The 17192-nt window shown below is 36.2% G+C and carries 20 protein-coding genes and 1 pseudogene; 20 read left to right on the forward strand and 1 reads right to left on the reverse strand.

Going from position 1 to position 17192, the window contains the following annotated elements:
- Window positions 1-1053: 1053 nt before the first annotated feature.
- The 18 genes and pseudogenes from ppk1 (at window position 1054) to SAGCYANO_RS50420 (ending at window position 15111) form a co-directional block, all read left to right on the forward strand.
- Window positions 1054-3223 (forward strand): annotated as a pseudogene (gene ppk1 / locus SAGCYANO_RS17295) (polyphosphate kinase 1).
- A 392-nt stretch (window positions 3224-3615) separates the two neighbouring features.
- Window positions 3616-5460 (forward strand): trypsin-like peptidase domain-containing protein, encoded by a 1845-nt coding sequence (locus SAGCYANO_RS17300; RefSeq protein WP_202221218.1) that lies wholly within the window; start codon window positions 3616-3618, stop codon window positions 5458-5460.
- A gap of 337 nt (window positions 5461-5797) precedes the next feature.
- The gene (locus SAGCYANO_RS17305) at window positions 5798-6844 is read left to right on the forward strand and encodes a MoxR family ATPase (RefSeq protein ID WP_202221219.1); all 1047 of its coding nucleotides are present in this window, start codon (window positions 5798-5800) and stop codon (window positions 6842-6844) included.
- 649 nt (window positions 6845-7493) lie between these two features.
- Window positions 7494-7634: a hypothetical protein gene (locus tag SAGCYANO_RS17315; protein ID WP_202221221.1), complete on the forward strand. Its 141-nt coding sequence runs from the start codon at window positions 7494-7496 to the stop codon at window positions 7632-7634.
- A 50-nt stretch (window positions 7635-7684) separates the two neighbouring features.
- Window positions 7685-7825 carry a hypothetical protein gene (locus SAGCYANO_RS17320; protein WP_202221222.1) on the forward strand — a complete coding sequence of 47 codons (141 nt, stop codon included), beginning with the start codon at window positions 7685-7687 and terminating at the stop codon, window positions 7823-7825.
- Complete coding sequence (locus SAGCYANO_RS17325; RefSeq protein ID WP_202221223.1) at window positions 7794-8015, forward strand: hypothetical protein; 222 nt, start codon at window positions 7794-7796, stop codon at window positions 8013-8015. Before SAGCYANO_RS17320 ends, SAGCYANO_RS17325 begins: the two co-directional genes overlap by 32 nt.
- Window positions 7966-8205, forward strand: a complete 240-nt coding sequence (locus SAGCYANO_RS17330; RefSeq protein ID WP_237396264.1) for a hypothetical protein — start codon at window positions 7966-7968, stop codon at window positions 8203-8205. The genes SAGCYANO_RS17325 and SAGCYANO_RS17330 overlap by 50 nt, the downstream gene beginning before the upstream one ends.
- A complete protein-coding gene (locus tag SAGCYANO_RS17335; RefSeq protein WP_202221223.1) occupies window positions 8174-8395 on the forward strand; it encodes a hypothetical protein in 222 nt (73 codons plus the stop codon). Before SAGCYANO_RS17330 ends, SAGCYANO_RS17335 begins: the two co-directional genes overlap by 32 nt.
- On the forward strand, window positions 8346-8585 hold the full coding sequence (locus tag SAGCYANO_RS17340; protein WP_237396264.1) for a hypothetical protein: 240 nt from the start codon (window positions 8346-8348) through the stop codon (window positions 8583-8585). Before SAGCYANO_RS17335 ends, SAGCYANO_RS17340 begins: the two co-directional genes overlap by 50 nt.
- A complete protein-coding gene (locus tag SAGCYANO_RS17345) occupies window positions 8554-8775 on the forward strand; it encodes a hypothetical protein (RefSeq protein ID WP_202221223.1) in 222 nt (73 codons plus the stop codon). Before SAGCYANO_RS17340 ends, SAGCYANO_RS17345 begins: the two co-directional genes overlap by 32 nt.
- Window positions 8776-8825: 50 nt before the next feature.
- Complete coding sequence (locus tag SAGCYANO_RS17350; protein ID WP_202221222.1) at window positions 8826-8966, forward strand: hypothetical protein; 141 nt, start codon at window positions 8826-8828, stop codon at window positions 8964-8966.
- Between the two features lie 50 nt (window positions 8967-9016).
- Complete coding sequence (locus tag SAGCYANO_RS17355; protein WP_202221224.1) at window positions 9017-11089, forward strand: SAV_2336 N-terminal domain-related protein; 2073 nt, start codon at window positions 9017-9019, stop codon at window positions 11087-11089.
- 8 nt (window positions 11090-11097) lie between these two features.
- A complete protein-coding gene (locus tag SAGCYANO_RS17360) occupies window positions 11098-12615 on the forward strand; it encodes a DUF1822 family protein (RefSeq protein ID WP_237396265.1) in 1518 nt (505 codons plus the stop codon).
- 115 nt (window positions 12616-12730) lie between these two features.
- Window positions 12731-13264, forward strand: a complete 534-nt coding sequence (locus SAGCYANO_RS17365; protein ID WP_202221226.1) for a hypothetical protein — start codon at window positions 12731-12733, stop codon at window positions 13262-13264.
- A 65-nt stretch (window positions 13265-13329) separates the two neighbouring features.
- A complete protein-coding gene (locus SAGCYANO_RS17370) occupies window positions 13330-13581 on the forward strand; it encodes a hypothetical protein (RefSeq protein WP_202221227.1) in 252 nt (83 codons plus the stop codon).
- Between the two features lie 110 nt (window positions 13582-13691).
- Complete coding sequence (locus SAGCYANO_RS17375; RefSeq protein ID WP_202221228.1) at window positions 13692-14063, forward strand: helix-turn-helix domain-containing protein; 372 nt, start codon at window positions 13692-13694, stop codon at window positions 14061-14063.
- Window positions 14063-14881, forward strand: a complete 819-nt coding sequence (locus tag SAGCYANO_RS17380) for a transposase (RefSeq protein ID WP_237396266.1) — start codon at window positions 14063-14065, stop codon at window positions 14879-14881. The genes SAGCYANO_RS17375 and SAGCYANO_RS17380 overlap by 1 nt, the downstream gene beginning before the upstream one ends.
- Window positions 14882-14916: 35 nt before the next feature.
- Window positions 14917-15111, forward strand: coding sequence for a hypothetical protein (locus SAGCYANO_RS50420; protein ID WP_375339956.1), 195 nt, complete (start codon window positions 14917-14919; stop codon window positions 15109-15111).
- A gap of 453 nt (window positions 15112-15564) precedes the next feature.
- Here the strand turns inward: SAGCYANO_RS50420 and SAGCYANO_RS17390 are convergent, their stop codons facing one another.
- The gene (locus tag SAGCYANO_RS17390; protein WP_202221230.1) at window positions 15565-15765 is read right to left on the reverse strand and encodes a hypothetical protein; all 201 of its coding nucleotides are present in this window, start codon (window positions 15763-15765) and stop codon (window positions 15565-15567) included.
- 203 nt (window positions 15766-15968) lie between these two features.
- Here SAGCYANO_RS17390 and SAGCYANO_RS17395 point away from each other — a divergent pair, with 203 nt between their 5' ends.
- The gene (locus tag SAGCYANO_RS17395; protein WP_202221231.1) at window positions 15969-16229 is read left to right on the forward strand and encodes a UPF0175 family protein; all 261 of its coding nucleotides are present in this window, start codon (window positions 15969-15971) and stop codon (window positions 16227-16229) included.
- A complete protein-coding gene (locus SAGCYANO_RS17400; protein ID WP_202221232.1) occupies window positions 16226-16714 on the forward strand; it encodes a DUF3368 domain-containing protein in 489 nt (162 codons plus the stop codon). Before SAGCYANO_RS17395 ends, SAGCYANO_RS17400 begins: the two co-directional genes overlap by 4 nt.
- The last annotated feature ends 478 nt before the right edge of the window (window positions 16715-17192 follow it).

Raw genomic sequence — 17192 nt, forward strand, 5'->3', positions numbered from 1 at the left:
GACCAGCTCTACCTACTTATCCTACACTTTACGCTCTGCACAACCGAATACTCCTACAACTGTACCTCACGCTTCCTCAAAATGCTTTAATTTAGAGCTTTGTTGGATAACAATACCATAGAGTAATTAGAGTTTAGGAGACAACCCACCCCTAGCTCCCAGGAGGGGAAGACAGGAGCAACGGGGAATGAGCGAGGAGGTAGGATTCAACAATTAATAATTCATATAGATGAAAGTAGGGTTCTTAACATCCATTCCGCAGCTATATCGCTCTCTTTCGCAATTATTGATGTTCTATTGATCTATTGTCCAATAGTTATTACTCTGCTGAGAAAGCGATCGCTATCTTTGGCGATTATTGATATTCTATTGATACTATTGTCCAATAGTTATTGCTCTGCTGATTAAGCCTCAAAGCTTTTACAGGTAAAAGTTTCAGTCTTTTTCACCTCAAACATTGATGCACTACCATCTATTGTCCAATAGTTACAGCAGTTTCCGCGCGTTATGAAGTACATATGCGGAGCAACTGCGGCAGCTATATATTTTCATGCAACAAAGCCATTCATATAGGAAAAAAGTATTTTTGCAAATATGAGATGCAACCAAAGTTATTCAGTTTAATAAATTTTAACCTTGCCACCAATTTAACTATAGCAATCAGGAATGAGTTGTGAGAATTGAGATGTTCCTTAAAAGTATAGAATATAGCAATTATTATATTCATATGATACGTTTTTTCTTCTTCTGTGTTCCCTATTCCCTGTTCCCTCCATACCTAAAGCAAAAGTTTCCAATATCTCACAACTCAAATCATATTGCTATAGATTCATCAAAGTATCTGACTATACTAACTATTAGACATCTCCAATAATAAAAAATCCAATCAATTATCCCAAAGAAATTATCAATTATTTACCCCTACTCCCTACTCCTTACTCCCTCTTTTCTGGAGATGTCTATTTATTAAAAAAGTAGACTTTACAAAGATTCAAAACTACCTTAAAATCAATATTAATTTGAACAAATATCAAAATACACCTTAAATTAACTATGTCCAAAAACAAAAAGAATGAGAAAGAAAGTACAGAAACTAAGGCAGAAAAAAATTTTAGTGATCCACAATACTACTTTAACAGAGAATTTAGTTGGTTAGAGTTTAACCGTAGAGTTTTATCTGAAGGTTTAGACCCCCGTACTCCCTTATTAGAGCGTTTAAAATTTTTAGGAATTTTTAGTTCTAACTTAGATGAATATTTCATGGTCAGGGTGGCAATTCTGAAAAAACAAATAGAAGCTGAAGTAAATAAATTAACCCCAGACGGTCGTACTCCCCAAACACAACTTGATGGGATTAATCAAAGACTATTACCAATGGTTTCTTTACAACATCAATTCTTTGAGCAAACTTTACGACCAGAATTAGTAAAAAGTGGCATTCATATCCTCAATTATATAGACCTAAATAAACAGCAAAAACATACTTAAAAACTATTTTGAAGAACATATATTTCCTGTACTAACACCTTTAGCTATTGATGCTAGTCACCCTTTTCCTTATCTATCTAATCTCAGTTTGAACTTAGCAGTAATGCTGAAAAATCCAGAAACTCAGGAAGATTTATTAGCCAGAATTAAAGTTCCCAAAATATTACCTAGGTTTTTGCCTTTACCAGAAAAATTACAGACGCAAGAAAAGAATGAAACTGTAAATTGGATGGGAGTACCTCTCGAACAAGTTATTGCTCATAATTTGGGTGCTTTGTTTCCTGGTATGGATATCCAGGAATATCACCTATTTCGGGTTACTCGTGATGCCGATCTATCAGTGCAAGAAGATGAAGGTGATGACTTACTATTGGCGATCGAAAAAGAACTAAGAAAACGCCGTATTGGCGGTACCGTAGTGAGAATGGAAATTAATCCAACAATGCCGAGTACATTAAAAAAGATATTAATGGAAAAGTTGGAGCTTTCAGAAAAGGATGTATACACAGTAGATGGATTACTTGATTTAAAAGATTTGATGTCATTCATGGGGTTGCCATTGACAAAACTCAAAGACCCAAATTGGGCATCTACTATCCCTCAAAGGTTGCGATATCATGGCGATCGCATAGCAACTTCTGACCATAATAAGAATAATGAGATAGACTTTTTTTCAGTCATTCGTCAGAAAGATGTATTGGTACATCATCCATATCACTCTTTTGCAAATACGGTACAAAGTTTCATTACTCAAGCTGCTCACGATCCTAATGTGTTGGCAATTAAGATGACTCTCTACCGTACTTCTGGAGATTCACCTATTATTAATGCTTTAATTGCTGGAGCAGAAAATGGCAAACAAGTAGCAGTATTGGTGGAATTGAAAGCAAGATTTGATGAAGAAAATAATATTCAATGGGCGCGGAAGTTAGAACAATCTGGCGTTCACGTTGTTTATGGTTTAGTAGGTCTCAAGACTCATACTAAAATTGTGATGGTGGTGCGTCAGGAAGAAGGTCATATCCTTCGCTATGTTCATATTGGCACTGGTAACTATAATTCCAAGACAGCTAAGTTTTATACTGATTTAGGTTTATTTAGCAGTCGCCCGGAGTTAGGAGCAGATTTAACTGATTTGTTTAATTTCTTGACAGGATATTCGCGTCAGCAGTCTTATCGGAAATTGTTGATAGCTCCTGTAAATATGCGCGATCGCTTTATTAAGCTAATTAATCGTGAAATTGAGAATTGCCAAAAAGGAGAAACTGGTCGCATTGTTGCTAAGATGAATTCTTTGGTGGACTCCAAAATAATTGCTAAGTTATACGAAGCTTCTCAAGCAGGAGTGAAAATTGATTTGATTGTTCGAGGTATTTGCTGTTTGCGTCCTGGTTTAGAGGGTGTCAGTGAAAATATTAAGGTAGTAAGTATTATTGGGCGTTATTTAGAACATTCTCGTATTTTCTACTTCTATAATAATGCTCAAGAGGAGTTATATATAGGTTCTGCGGACTGGATGCCTCGTAATCTTGACCGTCGGGTAGAAGCTATTACCCCTATTGAAGATCCTGATTTAACGAAAGAGTTGCAAGAGATTATGGGTATTCTGTTATCTGACAACCGTCAAGCTTGGGATTTACAATCAGATGGTGAGTATATTCAGCGTTGCCCTGTGGAAAATTCTCCAGAATTGGGTTGTCATAAAATTTTGATGGAAACAGCAGTGAGTAATTAGATAAAAGAAGGAAGAAGGAAGAAGGAAGAAGGAAGAAGGAAGAAGGGAATATTGGTTCAAAGGGATAAGGTTTTTTATCACGCTATTATCCGGAAATGATATAATACCAAACCTGGTAGCATCAATGTAATTAGATTCATAGGGTGGAGACCCACCCCTAACCCCTCCGAGGAGGCGCTTAGATGAAACATTTTTTTATACCGAACCCTAGCGGATTTGATATAAGAACTTTATTATAGTTAATTACAGCGGTTTTCATTTGGATAGACCATAGTAGGGACGTTCCATGGAAAGTCCCTACAAGGTTTTGCTTGTGAAGATTTGGTTCATCAAGAGTGAAAAGCGCTGTAAACGGAGGTGATATTAGTTCTTAATTCACAATATTTCAGAGGATGATTAACCCAGAAAATTTAGAAGAATCTATTGTTTTAATTACCAGTGCTAGTAATGCCCATATTGGCACTGGATTTGCTTTTTATCGGGAACAAAATTATACTTATCTGCTTACCTGCGCTCATGTTGTTAAGGGTGTGGATGGTGAGGAAAATGTACGAGTTAATAATAATAATGATATTCCCGTGGAGGTTGTGGCGATAGAAAATACTTTTGATTTAGCAGTTTTGAAAATTCAGGGACTGTTGAATATTCCTCTGTTAGAGTTAATGATTTTATCTGGGGATAAAAACAATTCCCAAATTAACATTCCTGGCAACTATCTTTACGGCGATAATAAAATACCTGAATTTAAGCCAATAACAGGAATAATTTATGAAAGAACAAAGGTAATCAAGTGTCAAGAAAAAGTAGTTGCTTGGAAACTAAAAATAATAGATAAAGGAAAACTTCAACATGGTTATAGTGGAGCGCCTGTTGTTGATTTAAAAACAGGTTTTGTTGTTGGTGTTACTACTCATAAGGAGGATCAAAGTGAACGGGAGGGAAAAGTAGGAAGAGCAATATCTATTGAAGCTTTGGAAAAAATTTGGCCTGATATTCCTCCTACTATTTCTCAACAGCTTAAAAGAGAAAGTTCATTGACTAAATTGTTGGTTAAAGGCAGCGATATTAACAATATTTCTCCAGCATATTTTCCAGATTTAGATTTTTCTGGTATTTCTCTAGAGACTATCCAAAAGGCTTATCAAGATTCCTTACCTGCCGATGCTGAAATTTGGAATTTTGAAGCAGATAATATTGAACAAATCTTAGAAAATTTGCATCAATTTAGAGAAAATTATCGGTTTTTTGAACACTTAATTCAAGCTCCAGATATTCCTCCGAAAATTCGTAATCAATTGCAAGAGGAATTAGAAAAACTAGCACCAAAAAAGCCTTTAAAAGAAAATACCAATGAATCTTCAACAAATTTTTTTCCCGATCAGTCAGCAAAAGTTGAATCCTATATATTGTTGGCTAAACTTTCTCCTGCTGACGAATATTTTGAATTAAATGCTTGGTTAAAAAATATTGATGATAATAATTCAGCACCAAATAAAAAGTATTCAAAATTTATATCTCTCATTGACTCTAATGAAACACGAATGGGAATATTATGTAACCTAGCTGAAGTTCCAAAAGAATTTAACAAGGCAATCAGAAAAGCGCGGAAAAATCTGGTAAGTAAAAAATATTCCCTAGCTATAGAATTTTTCTTACCCAGTAATTTAATGTGTGAAGAAATAGACCAATGGAAAATTTTAGATATAGATGAGGAAGTTCCTTTAGGAACTCGTTATCCAATTCGATTACGGTCATTAGAACGTCTTGAAGAGCCATATTTGTATGACCGTGGGTCTGAATGGTGTAAATCTTGGGATAAAATAGAAAAATATTTACCAGATAAACCTACTCCAGATTTATTTGAACATCTTGAAGAAATGGAGGATTTTAACTGTAAATTACTAGAAATTAAACTAGAGGAAAAAATAGGATTAAAAATTACTCGCGCTCATCCTGAATCTATTAGGAAAGATTTGTTTAGAGCAATTCGGAGAGCAACAACACCTATTGCTATTTGGATAAGAAATGATATTCCTAATCTGGATCAAGTAACTTTGATTGACGAAGTATTAACTTCTAATCCTTTACATTATTTATGTCAATCAGTTCAAAACAAGAGAAAAGAAGCTAATGCTCAAACTAAGGAACATTTGGGTTTTCACTTAGCTATTCTTTGGGAAAATCCCTATCGTTTAACTCCCGATATAATGTTTGCTTTAATTGCACCAGGGCAATGAAAAGTTGTAGGGGCGAATGCCATTCGCCCCTAAACGGTTGAGGAGGGAAGAGAATTAAGAAATATTTGATAATGATTGAAGAAGGAGTATTATTAAGCGAATTTGATATAAGTTATACCAATTTGTTAAAGCTGGAAAAGACAATCCCCTAACCCCCCTTGGTAAGGGGGGCTTAAGAATTTAGAACCCCCCAAACCCTCTGGAAAAATCAAATTTATGCCTCTAGTTCCCCCCTTTCTAAGGGGGGCAGGGGGGGATAAAATAGGGCGAATTAAAAATTAAGATTCATACCATAACTTTACTAAAATGATATTACAAAAAATTATTGAAAAAAATTATGAATAGCTGGAAAATATTTCAAGGCAATAGCCAACCCCATGATGAAATTATTCGCCTTCCCGAACCTCCAAATTGGCGTAAATTTCTTGGTGCAGATAATCAGATAATTAAACAAATTGAACAATGCTGGAAAAACTTTTTAGATGAGAAGGGTGAAGCAACAGAAGATTTAGAAAGAGGCAAAAGTTTTCGGATTCAAACTGACCGTGAAAAAGATAAAAATAGCGTTATTAATATGGTTAATGCCGCTCTATATTTAAGACGACCTCTGTTAGTAACTGGCAAGCCAGGAACAGGAAAAACTTCTTTAGCTTACGCAGTAGCTTATGAATTGAAATTAGGGCCAGTTTTACCTTGGTACATTACCGCTCGCTCAACTTTAAAGGACGGGTTGTATGATTATGACGCGATCGCTCGCCTCCAGGATGTACAAATGGGTGACAAAAGTAAGGAGATTGGTCGCTATATTAAACTTGGCGCTCTGGGTACAGCTTTACTTCCTTTCCCCAGACCTCGGGTTTTATTAATTGATGAGATAGATAAGAGCGATATTAATTTACCTAACGATCTACTCAATTTGTTTGAGGAGGGAAAGTTTGAAATTCCCGAATTAGCTCGTCTTTCTAAAGAAGTTTCTCAGGTAGAGGTTCGCACTTATGATGGGATGGATGTACCGATAAAAGATGGAAAGGTGTGCTGTCAGAATTTCCCTTTGATTATTCTGACCAATAATGGGGAACGAGATTTTCCACCAGCTTTTCTCAGACGATGTTTACGGTTAACCATGCCTTATGACCCTGATGCGACAGCGTTGAAAGAAATTGTCAGAGCGCATTTGGGTAGTGATGTGTTAACCAGGGATGAGGCAAAAATTGAAGAATTGATTAGGGAGTTTATCAAAAAACGTTCGGGAGGAGACCTTGCTACAGACCAACTTTTAAATGCTATCTATATAGTGACTCGCAAATTGAAACCGGAACAACAGGATGAGGAAAATTTGACTGATGTTTTGCTGAAATATTTGACCAGTGAGGAGGATAGATAATATCAAATCCGGAAGTGTGGGAAGTGTGGGAACCCACCCCTAACCCCTCCTGGGAGGGGAATGGTGGGAGGTGTGGAGATTTGGCAATGGCGCTCAGATGGAACATTTTTTTATACCGAATTAAGCGGACTTGATATGATTGAAAAATTAATTACAGCACTGAGTCAGGAAGTGGAAATGCCATTTCAGTTATCAGTTATCAGTTATCAGTATCTCCTTTTGAATGCTATCTATATAATGTGCAAGTTATATCATGTTCCCCTTCCGGGGGAGCTACGCTAACGGATAATCAGTTATAATTAGGACTTACGCAGATACGGTATATATAGCGCTCAAAACTATTGGACAATAGTTATTGGACTCTATAAATAGTGCCTTTGCGTAAGTCCTGATAATAAAATTTAATGACTGACAGTACCGACAGTATCAAAGATATACTGAAATCATCTTGACTTTCCTTCTTTTTTCCCCTCCTGGGAGGGGAGGGACGAGGGGTGGGTTGACTCCTGACTCCTGACAACAGTTCTTGATAAGTATTCAACCGTTAGCGCAGCTCCCCCGGAGGGGGAACATGATATTAAAACCCGAAAACAGGATGAGGAAAATTTGACAGAAGTGTTGCTGAAACATTTGAGTATTGAGGAAAAAAATGATTGAAAAATTAATTACTGCACTGAGTAAAGAAATGGAAATGCCATTTCAGTTATCAGTTATCAGTTATCAGTTATCAGTATCTCCTTTTGAATGCTATCTATATAATGTGCAAGTTAAAACCCGAACAACAGGATGAGGAAAATTTGACAGAAGTGTTGCTGAAACATTTGAGTATTGAGGAAAAAAATGATTGACGAATTAATTACCGCACTGAGCAAAGAAATAGAAATGCCATTTCAGTTATCAGTTATCAGTTATCAGTTATCAGTATCTCCTTTTGAATGCTATCTATATAATGTGCAAGTTAAAACCCGAACAACAGGATGAGGAAAATTTGACAGAAGTGTTGCTGAAACATTTGAGTATTGAGGAAAAAATGATTGACGAATTAATTACCGCACTGAGCAAAGAAATAGAAATGCCATTTCAGTTATCAGTTATCAGTTATCAGTTATCAGTATCTCCTTTTGAATGCTATCTATATAATGTGCAAGTTAAAACCCGAACAACAGGATGAGGAAAATTTGACAGAAGTGTTGCTGAAACATTTGAGTATTGAGGAAAAAATGATTGACGAATTAATTACCGCACTGAGCAAAGAAATAGAAATGCCATTTCAGTTATCAGTTATCAGTTATCAGTTATCAGTATCTCCTTTTGAATGCTATCTATATAATGTGCAAGTTAAAACCCGAACAACAGGATGAGGAAAATTTGACAGAAGTGTTGCTGAAACATTTGAGTATTGAGGAAAAAATGATTGACGAATTAATTACCGCACTGAGCAAAGAAATAGAAATGCCATTTCAGTTATCAGTTATCAGTTATCAGTTATCAGTATCTCCTTTTGAATGCTATCTATATAATGTGCAAGTTAAAACCCGAACAACAGGATGAGGAAAATTTGACAGAAGTGTTGCTGAAACATTTGAGTATTGAGGAAAAAATGATTGACGAATTAATTACCGCACTGAGCAAAGAAATAGAAATGCCATTTCAGTTATCAGTTATCAGTTATCAGTTATCAGTATCTCCTTTTGAATGCTATCTATATAATGTGCAAGTTAAAACCCGAACAACAGGATGAGGAAAATTTGACAGAAGTGTTGCTGAAACATTTGAGTATTGAGGAAAAAATGATTGACGAATTAATTACCGCACTGAGCAAAGAAATAGAAATGCCATTTCAGTTATCAGTTATCAGTTATCAGTTATCAGTATCTCCTTTTGAATGCTATCTATATAATGTGCAAGTTAAAACCCGAACAACAGGATGAGGAAAATTTGACAGAAGTGTTGCTGAAACATTTGAGTATTGAGGAAAAAAATGATTGACGAATTAATTACCGCACTGAGCAAAGAAATAGAAATGCCATTTCAGTTATCAGTTATCAGTTATCAGTTATCAGTATCTCCTTTTGAATGCTATCTATATAATGTGCAAGTTAAAACCCGAACAACAGGATGAGGAAAATTTGACAGAAGTGTTGCTGAAACATTTGAGTATTGAGGAAAAAAATGATTGACGAATTAATTACCGCACTGAGCAAAGAAATAGAAATGTCAACAGAGGAAATAGCTGATACTATTTGGTTGGCACTACAAATACAAGAATCTCAGTCTGAGTCAGTTTCTTCTGACTTTTCCTTGGTTGAGGAAGACATAGGAGCGAACGAGAATAAAATCGCATCTCCAGAGTTACAACCTCAGACTCCAGACTCAAATGAAATACGAAAAAATCAAAATTCGGAGTCACAAAAAGCAAAAATTTATCCCCAGGGTCAACAGCAAACCGAATCCTTAGATTTATCTTTTAAAACCCCCAATGCTCCTTCCTTGCGTCAACCATTAACTTTGGCACGAGCGTTAAAACCTTTAATGCGTCGTATTCCCGCTGGCACAAATTTTGTTCTGGATGAAACTGCCACTATCGAACGTATTGCCAATACAAAATTGTGGTTGCCTGTATTAAGACCTACCTTAGAACCTTGGTTAGACCTGGAATTGGTGGTTGACGAAAGTATATCCATGCAAATTTGGAGACAAACCATCAGAGATTTGGAAAAATTGCTGAAAAACTATGGAATTTTCCGAGATGTGCGAGTCTGGGGAATGACTGCTAAAGATGGAGAAAAAGTACAGGTTCGTCGGGGTATAGGTGCAGTAGCTAAAAATAAATTTCCCCGTAGCTCCAAAGAATTAATAGATGGGAGCGGTCGTCGTTTGATATTGGTAGTGAGTGATTGTGTTTCGTCTTATTGGCGAGATGGCAAAGTCACAAAAGCATTAGAAATTTGGGCAAATTCTGTACCGACGGCAATTATTCAGATGTTGCCCAAGTGGTTGTGGAAACGAACAGCTTTAGGTAGAGCGTCGGAAGTTAGGTTACGAGCATTAACTCCCGGAGTGTCTAACCAAAATTTAATTGCTCAGGAAGTGTCTTTGTGGGAGGAGTTGGAGGAGAAAAAAGGCGTTAAAGTTCCAATATTTACTTTGGAGGAGGATAAGGCAACGACTTGGGCACAAATGTTGTCTGGTAAAAGTAGTGTTTCGACTTTGGGGTTTGTGTTTAAATTGGATGCTCTGGTTAAGGAGAATAGATTGTTTAATCTTGATTATAGTCAGTTGAGTCCGGAAGACCGGGTACAAGCATTTCGGGTGACTGCTTCTCCCATGGCACGGAAATTGGCAGGTTTATTAGCTGCGGCACCTGTGATTAGTTTGCCTGTAGTGCGGTTGATTCGAGGAGCATTGTTGCCAGAGTCTCTACAAGTTAATGTGGCAGAGGTGTTTTTGGGAGGTTTATTAAAGCCTTTGTCTGAAATTAAGGTGGAGACTCATCCCGATGATGTTTTGTATGGGTTTATGGATGGGGTGAGAGAGTTATTGATAGATTCGATGCCTTCAGAATGGGTGTTGCAGGTGGTGGATAAGGTGTCGGAATATGTGGCAGAGAGAGTCGGTTTGTCCTTGGAAGATTTTGCTGCTGTTTTGAGGAGGGAGAAAAAGGTTGAGGATAGTGGGGTTGTTGAGGAGGTTGGATATTTTGCCACAGTTACTGCTCAGGTGTTGAGGCGTTTGGGTGGGGAGTATGAGAAAGTTGCGGAGGAATTGGAGAGGGAGAAAATACTAGATTTGCAAGACTTTGTTGAAACTGCTTTAGATTCTCTTCCAAATATTAAATATCAACTAGGAGGTTCTTTATCTAGATATTCAACTTCTTATATTAAACGGAAAGCTGATGATGAACTTTACAATGCTTTGAAAGAAGGACAACTTTGTATTGTATCTGCTCCTAGACAGATGGGTAAATCTAGCCTCAGAGTACAAGCAATAAAACGTTTAAGAGAAGAAGGATTTTCTGATGCTGTTATTGATTTCACTGCTATAGGTAGTTATGAAATTAATGCCCTGAAATGGTATAGAAATGTTATTGCAGAATTAACCAGGAGATTTAAGTTAACTATTAATCTACAAAAGTGGTTACAAGAAAGAGAATATTTAGCGCCTCTACAACAACTTCGATATTTTTTAAGAGAGGTTTTACTGCGGGAAATTGAGGAAAATATTATAATTTTTTTGATGAAGTAGACATGATTTTGAGTTTTGATTTCTCAGAAGGATTCTTTTCACTATTAAGAGCTTTGCATGAAGATAAAAATTTTAATCGTTTAAATTTTGTCTTGTTAGGTGTTTTTCTTGATTCCGATTTAGTTAAAAATGTCAAAACCTCACCTTTAACTAATATTGCAGTGCAAATTAAATTAAAAGGTTTTACTTACGAAGAAGCTTTACCTTTAGCTGGTGGATTAGCAGAAAAAACAAATAATCCACAAGAGTTGCTAAAATTTATCTTAGAGTGGACTGGTGGGCAACCATTTTTAACGCAAAAACTATGTTTATTAGTAGTGAAAGAATTAGAAGATTATATTCCAGGAGGAAACGAAAAAGCTTGGTTAGACAATTTAGTGAGAACTGAAATTATTGTAAATTGGGAAGAAAAAGACGCTCCAGAACATTTAAGAACAATTCAAGATAGAATTTTATACCCGAAAACTGCAATTGAATTACTGAAACTATATCAGATAATTATACAAGGCAAAGAAAACAGCACAGAATCTACTGCTACTGAAAATCAGGTAATAGAAGAATTATTATTAACCGGATTAGTAGTTAGAAGATATGGCAAATTAGAAGTAGCTAATAAAATTTATGGTGAAATCTTTAATCAAGAGTGGATTGAAAAACATTTACCTAGCAGTGTTGCTGATTATAGTCAACTTCGTAATTTACTTGCAGATCAAAAATGGAAAGAAGCTGATGAAGAAACAGCAAAATTAATGTTTAAAATAGCTAATAGAGAAATAGAAGGATGGTTAAGAGTTGAAGATATCGAGCAATTTCCAATTACCGACTTACAAACTATAGATAAACTTTGGGTAGAATATAGCAATGGTCGTTTTGGTTTTAGTGTGCAGAAGCAAATCTATCAAGATTTAGGTGGTACAAAAGAATTTAATCAAAAAATAACAGAGGCTTTTTGGCAAAAAGTAGGATTGGTGGTAAATAATAAACCTTATTGGTCAGAATATAATAACCTTACTTTTGATATTTCTGCCCCTCTAGGTCATCTACCCATTAGATACGATATAGAAACACCTGCTAGTGTCTTTGGTGTAGTGGAAGAACTTCTTTCTCATCCAGGTTTAGTCTTTCAAAAATTAGAAACCAACCAAGAAAGTATACCCCCTCAAAAATTAATAAATGTAGAGCAATCTGTAACTAATTTAAGCCAATGGCTAAACAATATTTTCGATTCAGGTTGGCAAATGGTTGAAGACATTTTAGAAATAAAAGAAACAGAATTGCTATTTGCTGTTAGAAGTCAAAGTAATCCAAGAGTTATAAAAGCAAAAAAAATAAACTTAGGCAAACAAGATAATATTCGGATGGTAGTTGATGTCATGTCTATTTCAAATAATCAAAGGAGTATCATTGTGTCAGTTTATCCCAGCAAAGACAGAACATATTTACCTCTAGGTCTTAAGTTCGACATTTTAGATTCATCTGGAGAATTTTTACAACAAAAACAATTAATAGTAAAGATAAATGGATGAGACAAGAAATTACTGGTAAATTAGAAGAAAAGTTTAGTGTCAAGTTTCAACTGGGTGATTCTACCGTGGTCAACAATTTTGTAATTTAACCCATTAAACAGGAGGATAGTCTTTTATGGCCAAACTTGTTTTATTTAAAATATTAGGAGGCGATTTTAAGAGCGGTTTTTTCGTCAATGTGCAAATTTTTAATGAAGATAATCGGGTTTTAATTGAAGATATTGAAGGAAAGTTACCTCCGGCTCAAGATTTGCCCAACCATTATGCAAATTGGCAATCTTTTTATCGTCAAATGGTATCTCAACGTAGCACTCGTTTGAGTGTTAAAAATACAGCCATAACAGACAGTGAAATTATTGCTGAAATTAAAAAAGCCAAAGAAAATTTACACTTTCAGATTAATAATTGGTTGAAACCTGATGGAAATTTCACTCCGATTTGGACAGCAATTTTAACTAATTTAAAAGACGAAAATGAAGAAATTAGAGTGATATTGAAAACAGATGATATTCAGTTAAGGCGTTTACCATTATTTGTATGGGAGGATTTTTTTGAAGAGCGTTATCATCGTTCTGAAATGGGGTTGTATTTACCTGTAAAATCTAAATCTATTGAACTAAAAATAATAACAATAAAGTCAAAGTATTAGCTGTTCTGGGGAGTACAGAAATTAACAGTAATAACACCCAGTTAAAGATTGATAAAGACTGGGAAATGTTGAAAAATCTTTTATCATCCGAGTCTAATGCTGAAGTTATTCCTTTAATGAATCCTGACCTAGAAGAATTAGCTGATACACTTGACACTCAAAGACCACAAATACTTTTTTTTGCAGGTCACAGTCATACTGAAGATGGCGAAAGTATTGGGCGAATTGTTTTGAGTGAAACAGAAACCGTAACTATTGAAGATTTAACTTCCCCGGCGGGAAGTCCCGCGCTCTCCCGTAGGGGAGCGTCGGGATGAGAGCCGGGCCAGGGTGTGTGGTTTTCATAAGATCCTGTTTGCTATAGCTATTGAAAATTTCTAACATAGCCATTATAATAACTAATATAGAAATCCTGGTAGATTCTGCCATGTTACTGAAATACAAGTACAAGCTAAAACCCCATAAAAGTCAAACGGTAATTATAGCCAATTGGTTAGAAATGGCCAGAAAGCAATATAATTACCGTTTAGCTGAAAGGCTAAACTGGTTTGAAGCAACACGCACACCAGTAAATGCTTGTCCTCTTAATGTTTCAGTGGTGCCAGTAGACCAGATTTATCAGAATATCCCTGAATTTAGGGTACAAACACGAGATGGTAGAAAAAAGGACATTTTTGGTAATCCGATAACAAGGAAAGGAGATAAGCATCCGAACACAGTTAATGGATATGTTGTTTGGGAGACTGTTCAACTAGCAGATTTAGCACGGACTAAAAACTTTTCCCTGAGTATAAGTTGATGCACTCTCAGGTGTTGCAAGATGTTATCCAGCGTGTGCAAACAACAATGGATAACTTTACCAAACCTGATCACAAGGGTAAAACCAGTGGTAGACCTAAATTTAAAGGTCGGCATTATTATAATTCTTTCAGTTATCCTCAGCTATCAAATGCCAACATAGTCAAAAATGCCAACGGTCGTTTTTGTATAAATCTACCAAAGATTGGTTTAGTCCCCTTTGTCTACAATCGTTCAATACCAATAGGATTCAAGGTGAAAACAGGTACAGTGATACGGGCGGCAGATGGATGGTATATCAGCTTAACGATAGAAGATCAAGCTGTACCTTTGAGGCGTGCAGAAATTCAACCCACCGAAGATAACTCAAAAGGTATTGATTTAGGATTATTGTACTATGCTGTTACCAGTGATGGTGAATTTATAGAAGTCCCGAAGTTTTTCAGGTGTTCTGAGCATCGCTTGTCTAAACTTCAGGCGAGATTAGCTAAAAAACACAAACATTCAAAGAGTTGGAAAATTCTCAAAGGTAAAATATCTAGACTGCATCAATTAATAGCTAGACAACGTTTGGATTGGCAATTCAAACTGGCTTATCATTTATTTAGTGACTGTCAGGTGATATTTTTAGAAGACCTGCAAATAGCAAATTTAATCAGACGTTGCAAAGCTAAATTGGGTGATAATGGTCAGTTTTTGCCCAATGGTCAATCAGCTAAGTCAGGATTAAATAAATCTTTGCAAGATGCAGCTTTTGGGCAGTTTGTTCAGGTTTTGGAGTATGTAGCCTGGAAACTAGGCAAAAAATTATCAAAGTAGACCCAAAAGGTACATCCCAACATTGTTGGAAATGTCTGAATAAAGTCTCTAAAAGTTTATCAGAACGCTGGCATTCCTGTGCTAAATGTGGACAGGAATTAGACAGAGACTATAACTCAGCACTCCTAATACAAAAAATAGGATTGTTTTCAACACAGGAGGAGGACATCACTTCTGTTAAAACTGCGGTCAGTTTTTCTCTGGCTGAAGAATCCCGCGCTCTCCCGTAGGGGAGCGTCGGGAGTATGTCAAAATAGATAAACCAAGAAACTCCAACGTTATAGTTTTTAGATTTTAGATAAATTCTGATTAAGTAGCGATCGCCCCACCCCACAAATACTAAAAAACTCCAACGTTATAGTTTTTAGATTTTGGATAAACTCTGATTAAGTAGCGATCACTCATTCCCCATAGATTGATGTCTTATTCATCTGTTGTCCAATAGTTATTAGATTGGAGATACAGTCAAATTCTGCGCTCACCTCCTTCCATAAATACTAAAAAACTCCAACGTTATAGTTATTAGATTTTAGATGAATTCTGATTCAGTAGCGATCGCCTCCTTCCATAAATACTAAAAAACTCCAACGTTATAGTTATTAGATTTTAGATGAATTCTGGGAAAGTAGCGATCGCCTCTTTCCACAAATGACAAAAAACTACAACGTTATAGTTATTAGATTTTAGATGAATTCTGGGAAAGTAGCGATCGCCTCATTCCACAAATACCAAAAAACTACAACGTTATAGTTATTAGATTTTGGATAAACTCTGATTAAGTAGCGATCGCTGATTCTCACGCTTATTGATGTTTTATTGATCTGTTGTACAAGAGTTTTGAGATGGAGTGGGAAAAGCGATCGCCTCCTTCCAGAAATAGACAAATCAAAAAAAACCCCAACGTTATAGTTATGGAATTGATGTTTTATTCATTTGTTGTACAAGAGTTTTCAGATGGAGTAACAAGAGCGATCGCCTTTTCCCACAAATACCAACAAACTCCAACGTTATAGTTTTTAGATTTTGGATAAATTCTGAGTTTGTGGTTAAAACTATAATAATATTATTCCTAAAACCAAAAAAAACCATGAGCAAACTAATTTTAGAAATTTCCGAACCACTAACAGAAGCATTGCGAATACCACCTGATGAAAAACTCTCCCGTGTCCGTACTGAACTTGCCGTGCGACTATACCAAAAAGGTTTACTTTCTTTTGGCAAAGCTCGTGAGTTAGCACAGATGAGTAAATGGGAATTTCACTGGTTACTCGGTAAAGAGGAAGTGGAACGTAGTTATGATTTGGAAGAGTTGGAAACAGATTTGAATACCCTGGAGACTTTGAGTTGAGAGCAGTAACGAATTCTTCTATATTGATTGCCCTGAGTACAATTGGCCAACTTCAACTGTTGAGTCAGCGATTTCCAGATAGAGTATTAATGCCTCGTGCAGTTCAGCGGGAAGTAGTAGAAACTGGAGTTGGTCAACCAGGAGCAATAGAAGTGGCTTCAGCTTCATGGTTAGTTGTGCAGGAGGCTAGCAATAAATCCTTAGTCTCCGCATTAAGGATGGAGTTAGATGAAGGGGAGGCCGAGGCGATTGCTCTTTTTTGTGAACTACCATCAGAAGCTTTGTTGTTGGATGAAAAGAATGCTCGACGGATAGCAAAACAAATGGGTTTACCTGTTTTAGGCGCGGTGGGTATTTTAATTTGGGCAAAACAAAGTGGATTAATATCTACTCTGAAAGAACAACTTGATGCCTTAAAAACTCAAGGGTTTCATCTAGGTCAACCTGTTTATCAAGAAGCTCTGAGAAAAGTGGGAGAAATATAATCGGGGCGAAAGTAATTTTTACTGAACTTTAATCTTAGGTTTTTGTTGGGTTGCGCTCCGACGCTTAACCCAACCCACTATATTTAGACAAAATAGCGTTGGCGAAGCCTAGCAGCAGCTATATCGCCTCCCTCCACAAATACCAACAAACTCCAACGTTATAGTTTTTAGATTTTAGATAAATTCTGAGAAAGTAATCGTAGGTTGGGTTGAGGTATTGAAACCCAACATTTTTCAGCTCCCATTATTACTATTGCTCAAGTAGAATAACGCCAACCAAAGCTACATAAGTTTTTGTTGGGTTCGCTGTCGCTTAACCCAACCTACTAAATTGAGACAAAATAGCGATCGCCTTTTCCCACAAATACCAACAAACTACAACGTTATAGTTTTTAGATTTTAGATAAGTTCTGTTCAAGTAACGATAGTAAACGTAGGTTGGGTTGAGGTATCGTTAGCGTAGCTTATCCGCAGGATA

The sequence above is a fragment of the Okeania sp. KiyG1 genome (assembly GCF_014132355.1).
Taxonomy (GTDB): Bacteria; Cyanobacteriota; Cyanobacteriia; order Cyanobacteriales; family Microcoleaceae; genus Okeania.

Bases quoted from the DNA above. Each gene is read 5' to 3' on its own strand.
- SAGCYANO_RS17365 (WP_202221226.1), top strand. From the start codon at position 12,731: ATGGCCAAACTTGTTTTATTTAAAATATTAGGAGGCGATTTTAAGAGC.
- SAGCYANO_RS17355 (WP_202221224.1), top strand. From the start codon at position 9,017: ATGATTGACGAATTAATTACCGCACTGAGCAAAGAAATAGAAATGTCA.
- SAGCYANO_RS17380 (WP_237396266.1), top strand. From the start codon at position 14,063: ATGCACTCTCAGGTGTTGCAAGATGTTATCCAGCGTGTGCAAACAACA.
- SAGCYANO_RS17350 (WP_202221222.1), top strand. From the start codon at position 8,826: ATGATTGACGAATTAATTACCGCACTGAGCAAAGAAATAGAAATGCCA.
- SAGCYANO_RS17335 (WP_202221223.1), top strand. From the start codon at position 8,174: ATGTGCAAGTTAAAACCCGAACAACAGGATGAGGAAAATTTGACAGAA.
- SAGCYANO_RS17395 (WP_202221231.1), top strand. From the start codon at position 15,969: ATGAGCAAACTAATTTTAGAAATTTCCGAACCACTAACAGAAGCATTG.
- SAGCYANO_RS17370 (WP_202221227.1), top strand. From the start codon at position 13,330: ATGTTGAAAAATCTTTTATCATCCGAGTCTAATGCTGAAGTTATTCCT.
- SAGCYANO_RS17325 (WP_202221223.1), top strand. From the start codon at position 7,794: ATGTGCAAGTTAAAACCCGAACAACAGGATGAGGAAAATTTGACAGAA.
- SAGCYANO_RS17320 (WP_202221222.1), top strand. From the start codon at position 7,685: ATGATTGACGAATTAATTACCGCACTGAGCAAAGAAATAGAAATGCCA.
- SAGCYANO_RS17315 (WP_202221221.1), top strand. From the start codon at position 7,494: ATGATTGAAAAATTAATTACTGCACTGAGTAAAGAAATGGAAATGCCA.
- SAGCYANO_RS17300 (WP_202221218.1), top strand. From the start codon at position 3,616: ATGATTAACCCAGAAAATTTAGAAGAATCTATTGTTTTAATTACCAGT.
- SAGCYANO_RS17345 (WP_202221223.1), top strand. From the start codon at position 8,554: ATGTGCAAGTTAAAACCCGAACAACAGGATGAGGAAAATTTGACAGAA.
- SAGCYANO_RS17375 (WP_202221228.1), top strand. From the start codon at position 13,692: ATGTTACTGAAATACAAGTACAAGCTAAAACCCCATAAAAGTCAAACG.
- SAGCYANO_RS17305 (WP_202221219.1), top strand. From the start codon at position 5,798: ATGAATAGCTGGAAAATATTTCAAGGCAATAGCCAACCCCATGATGAA.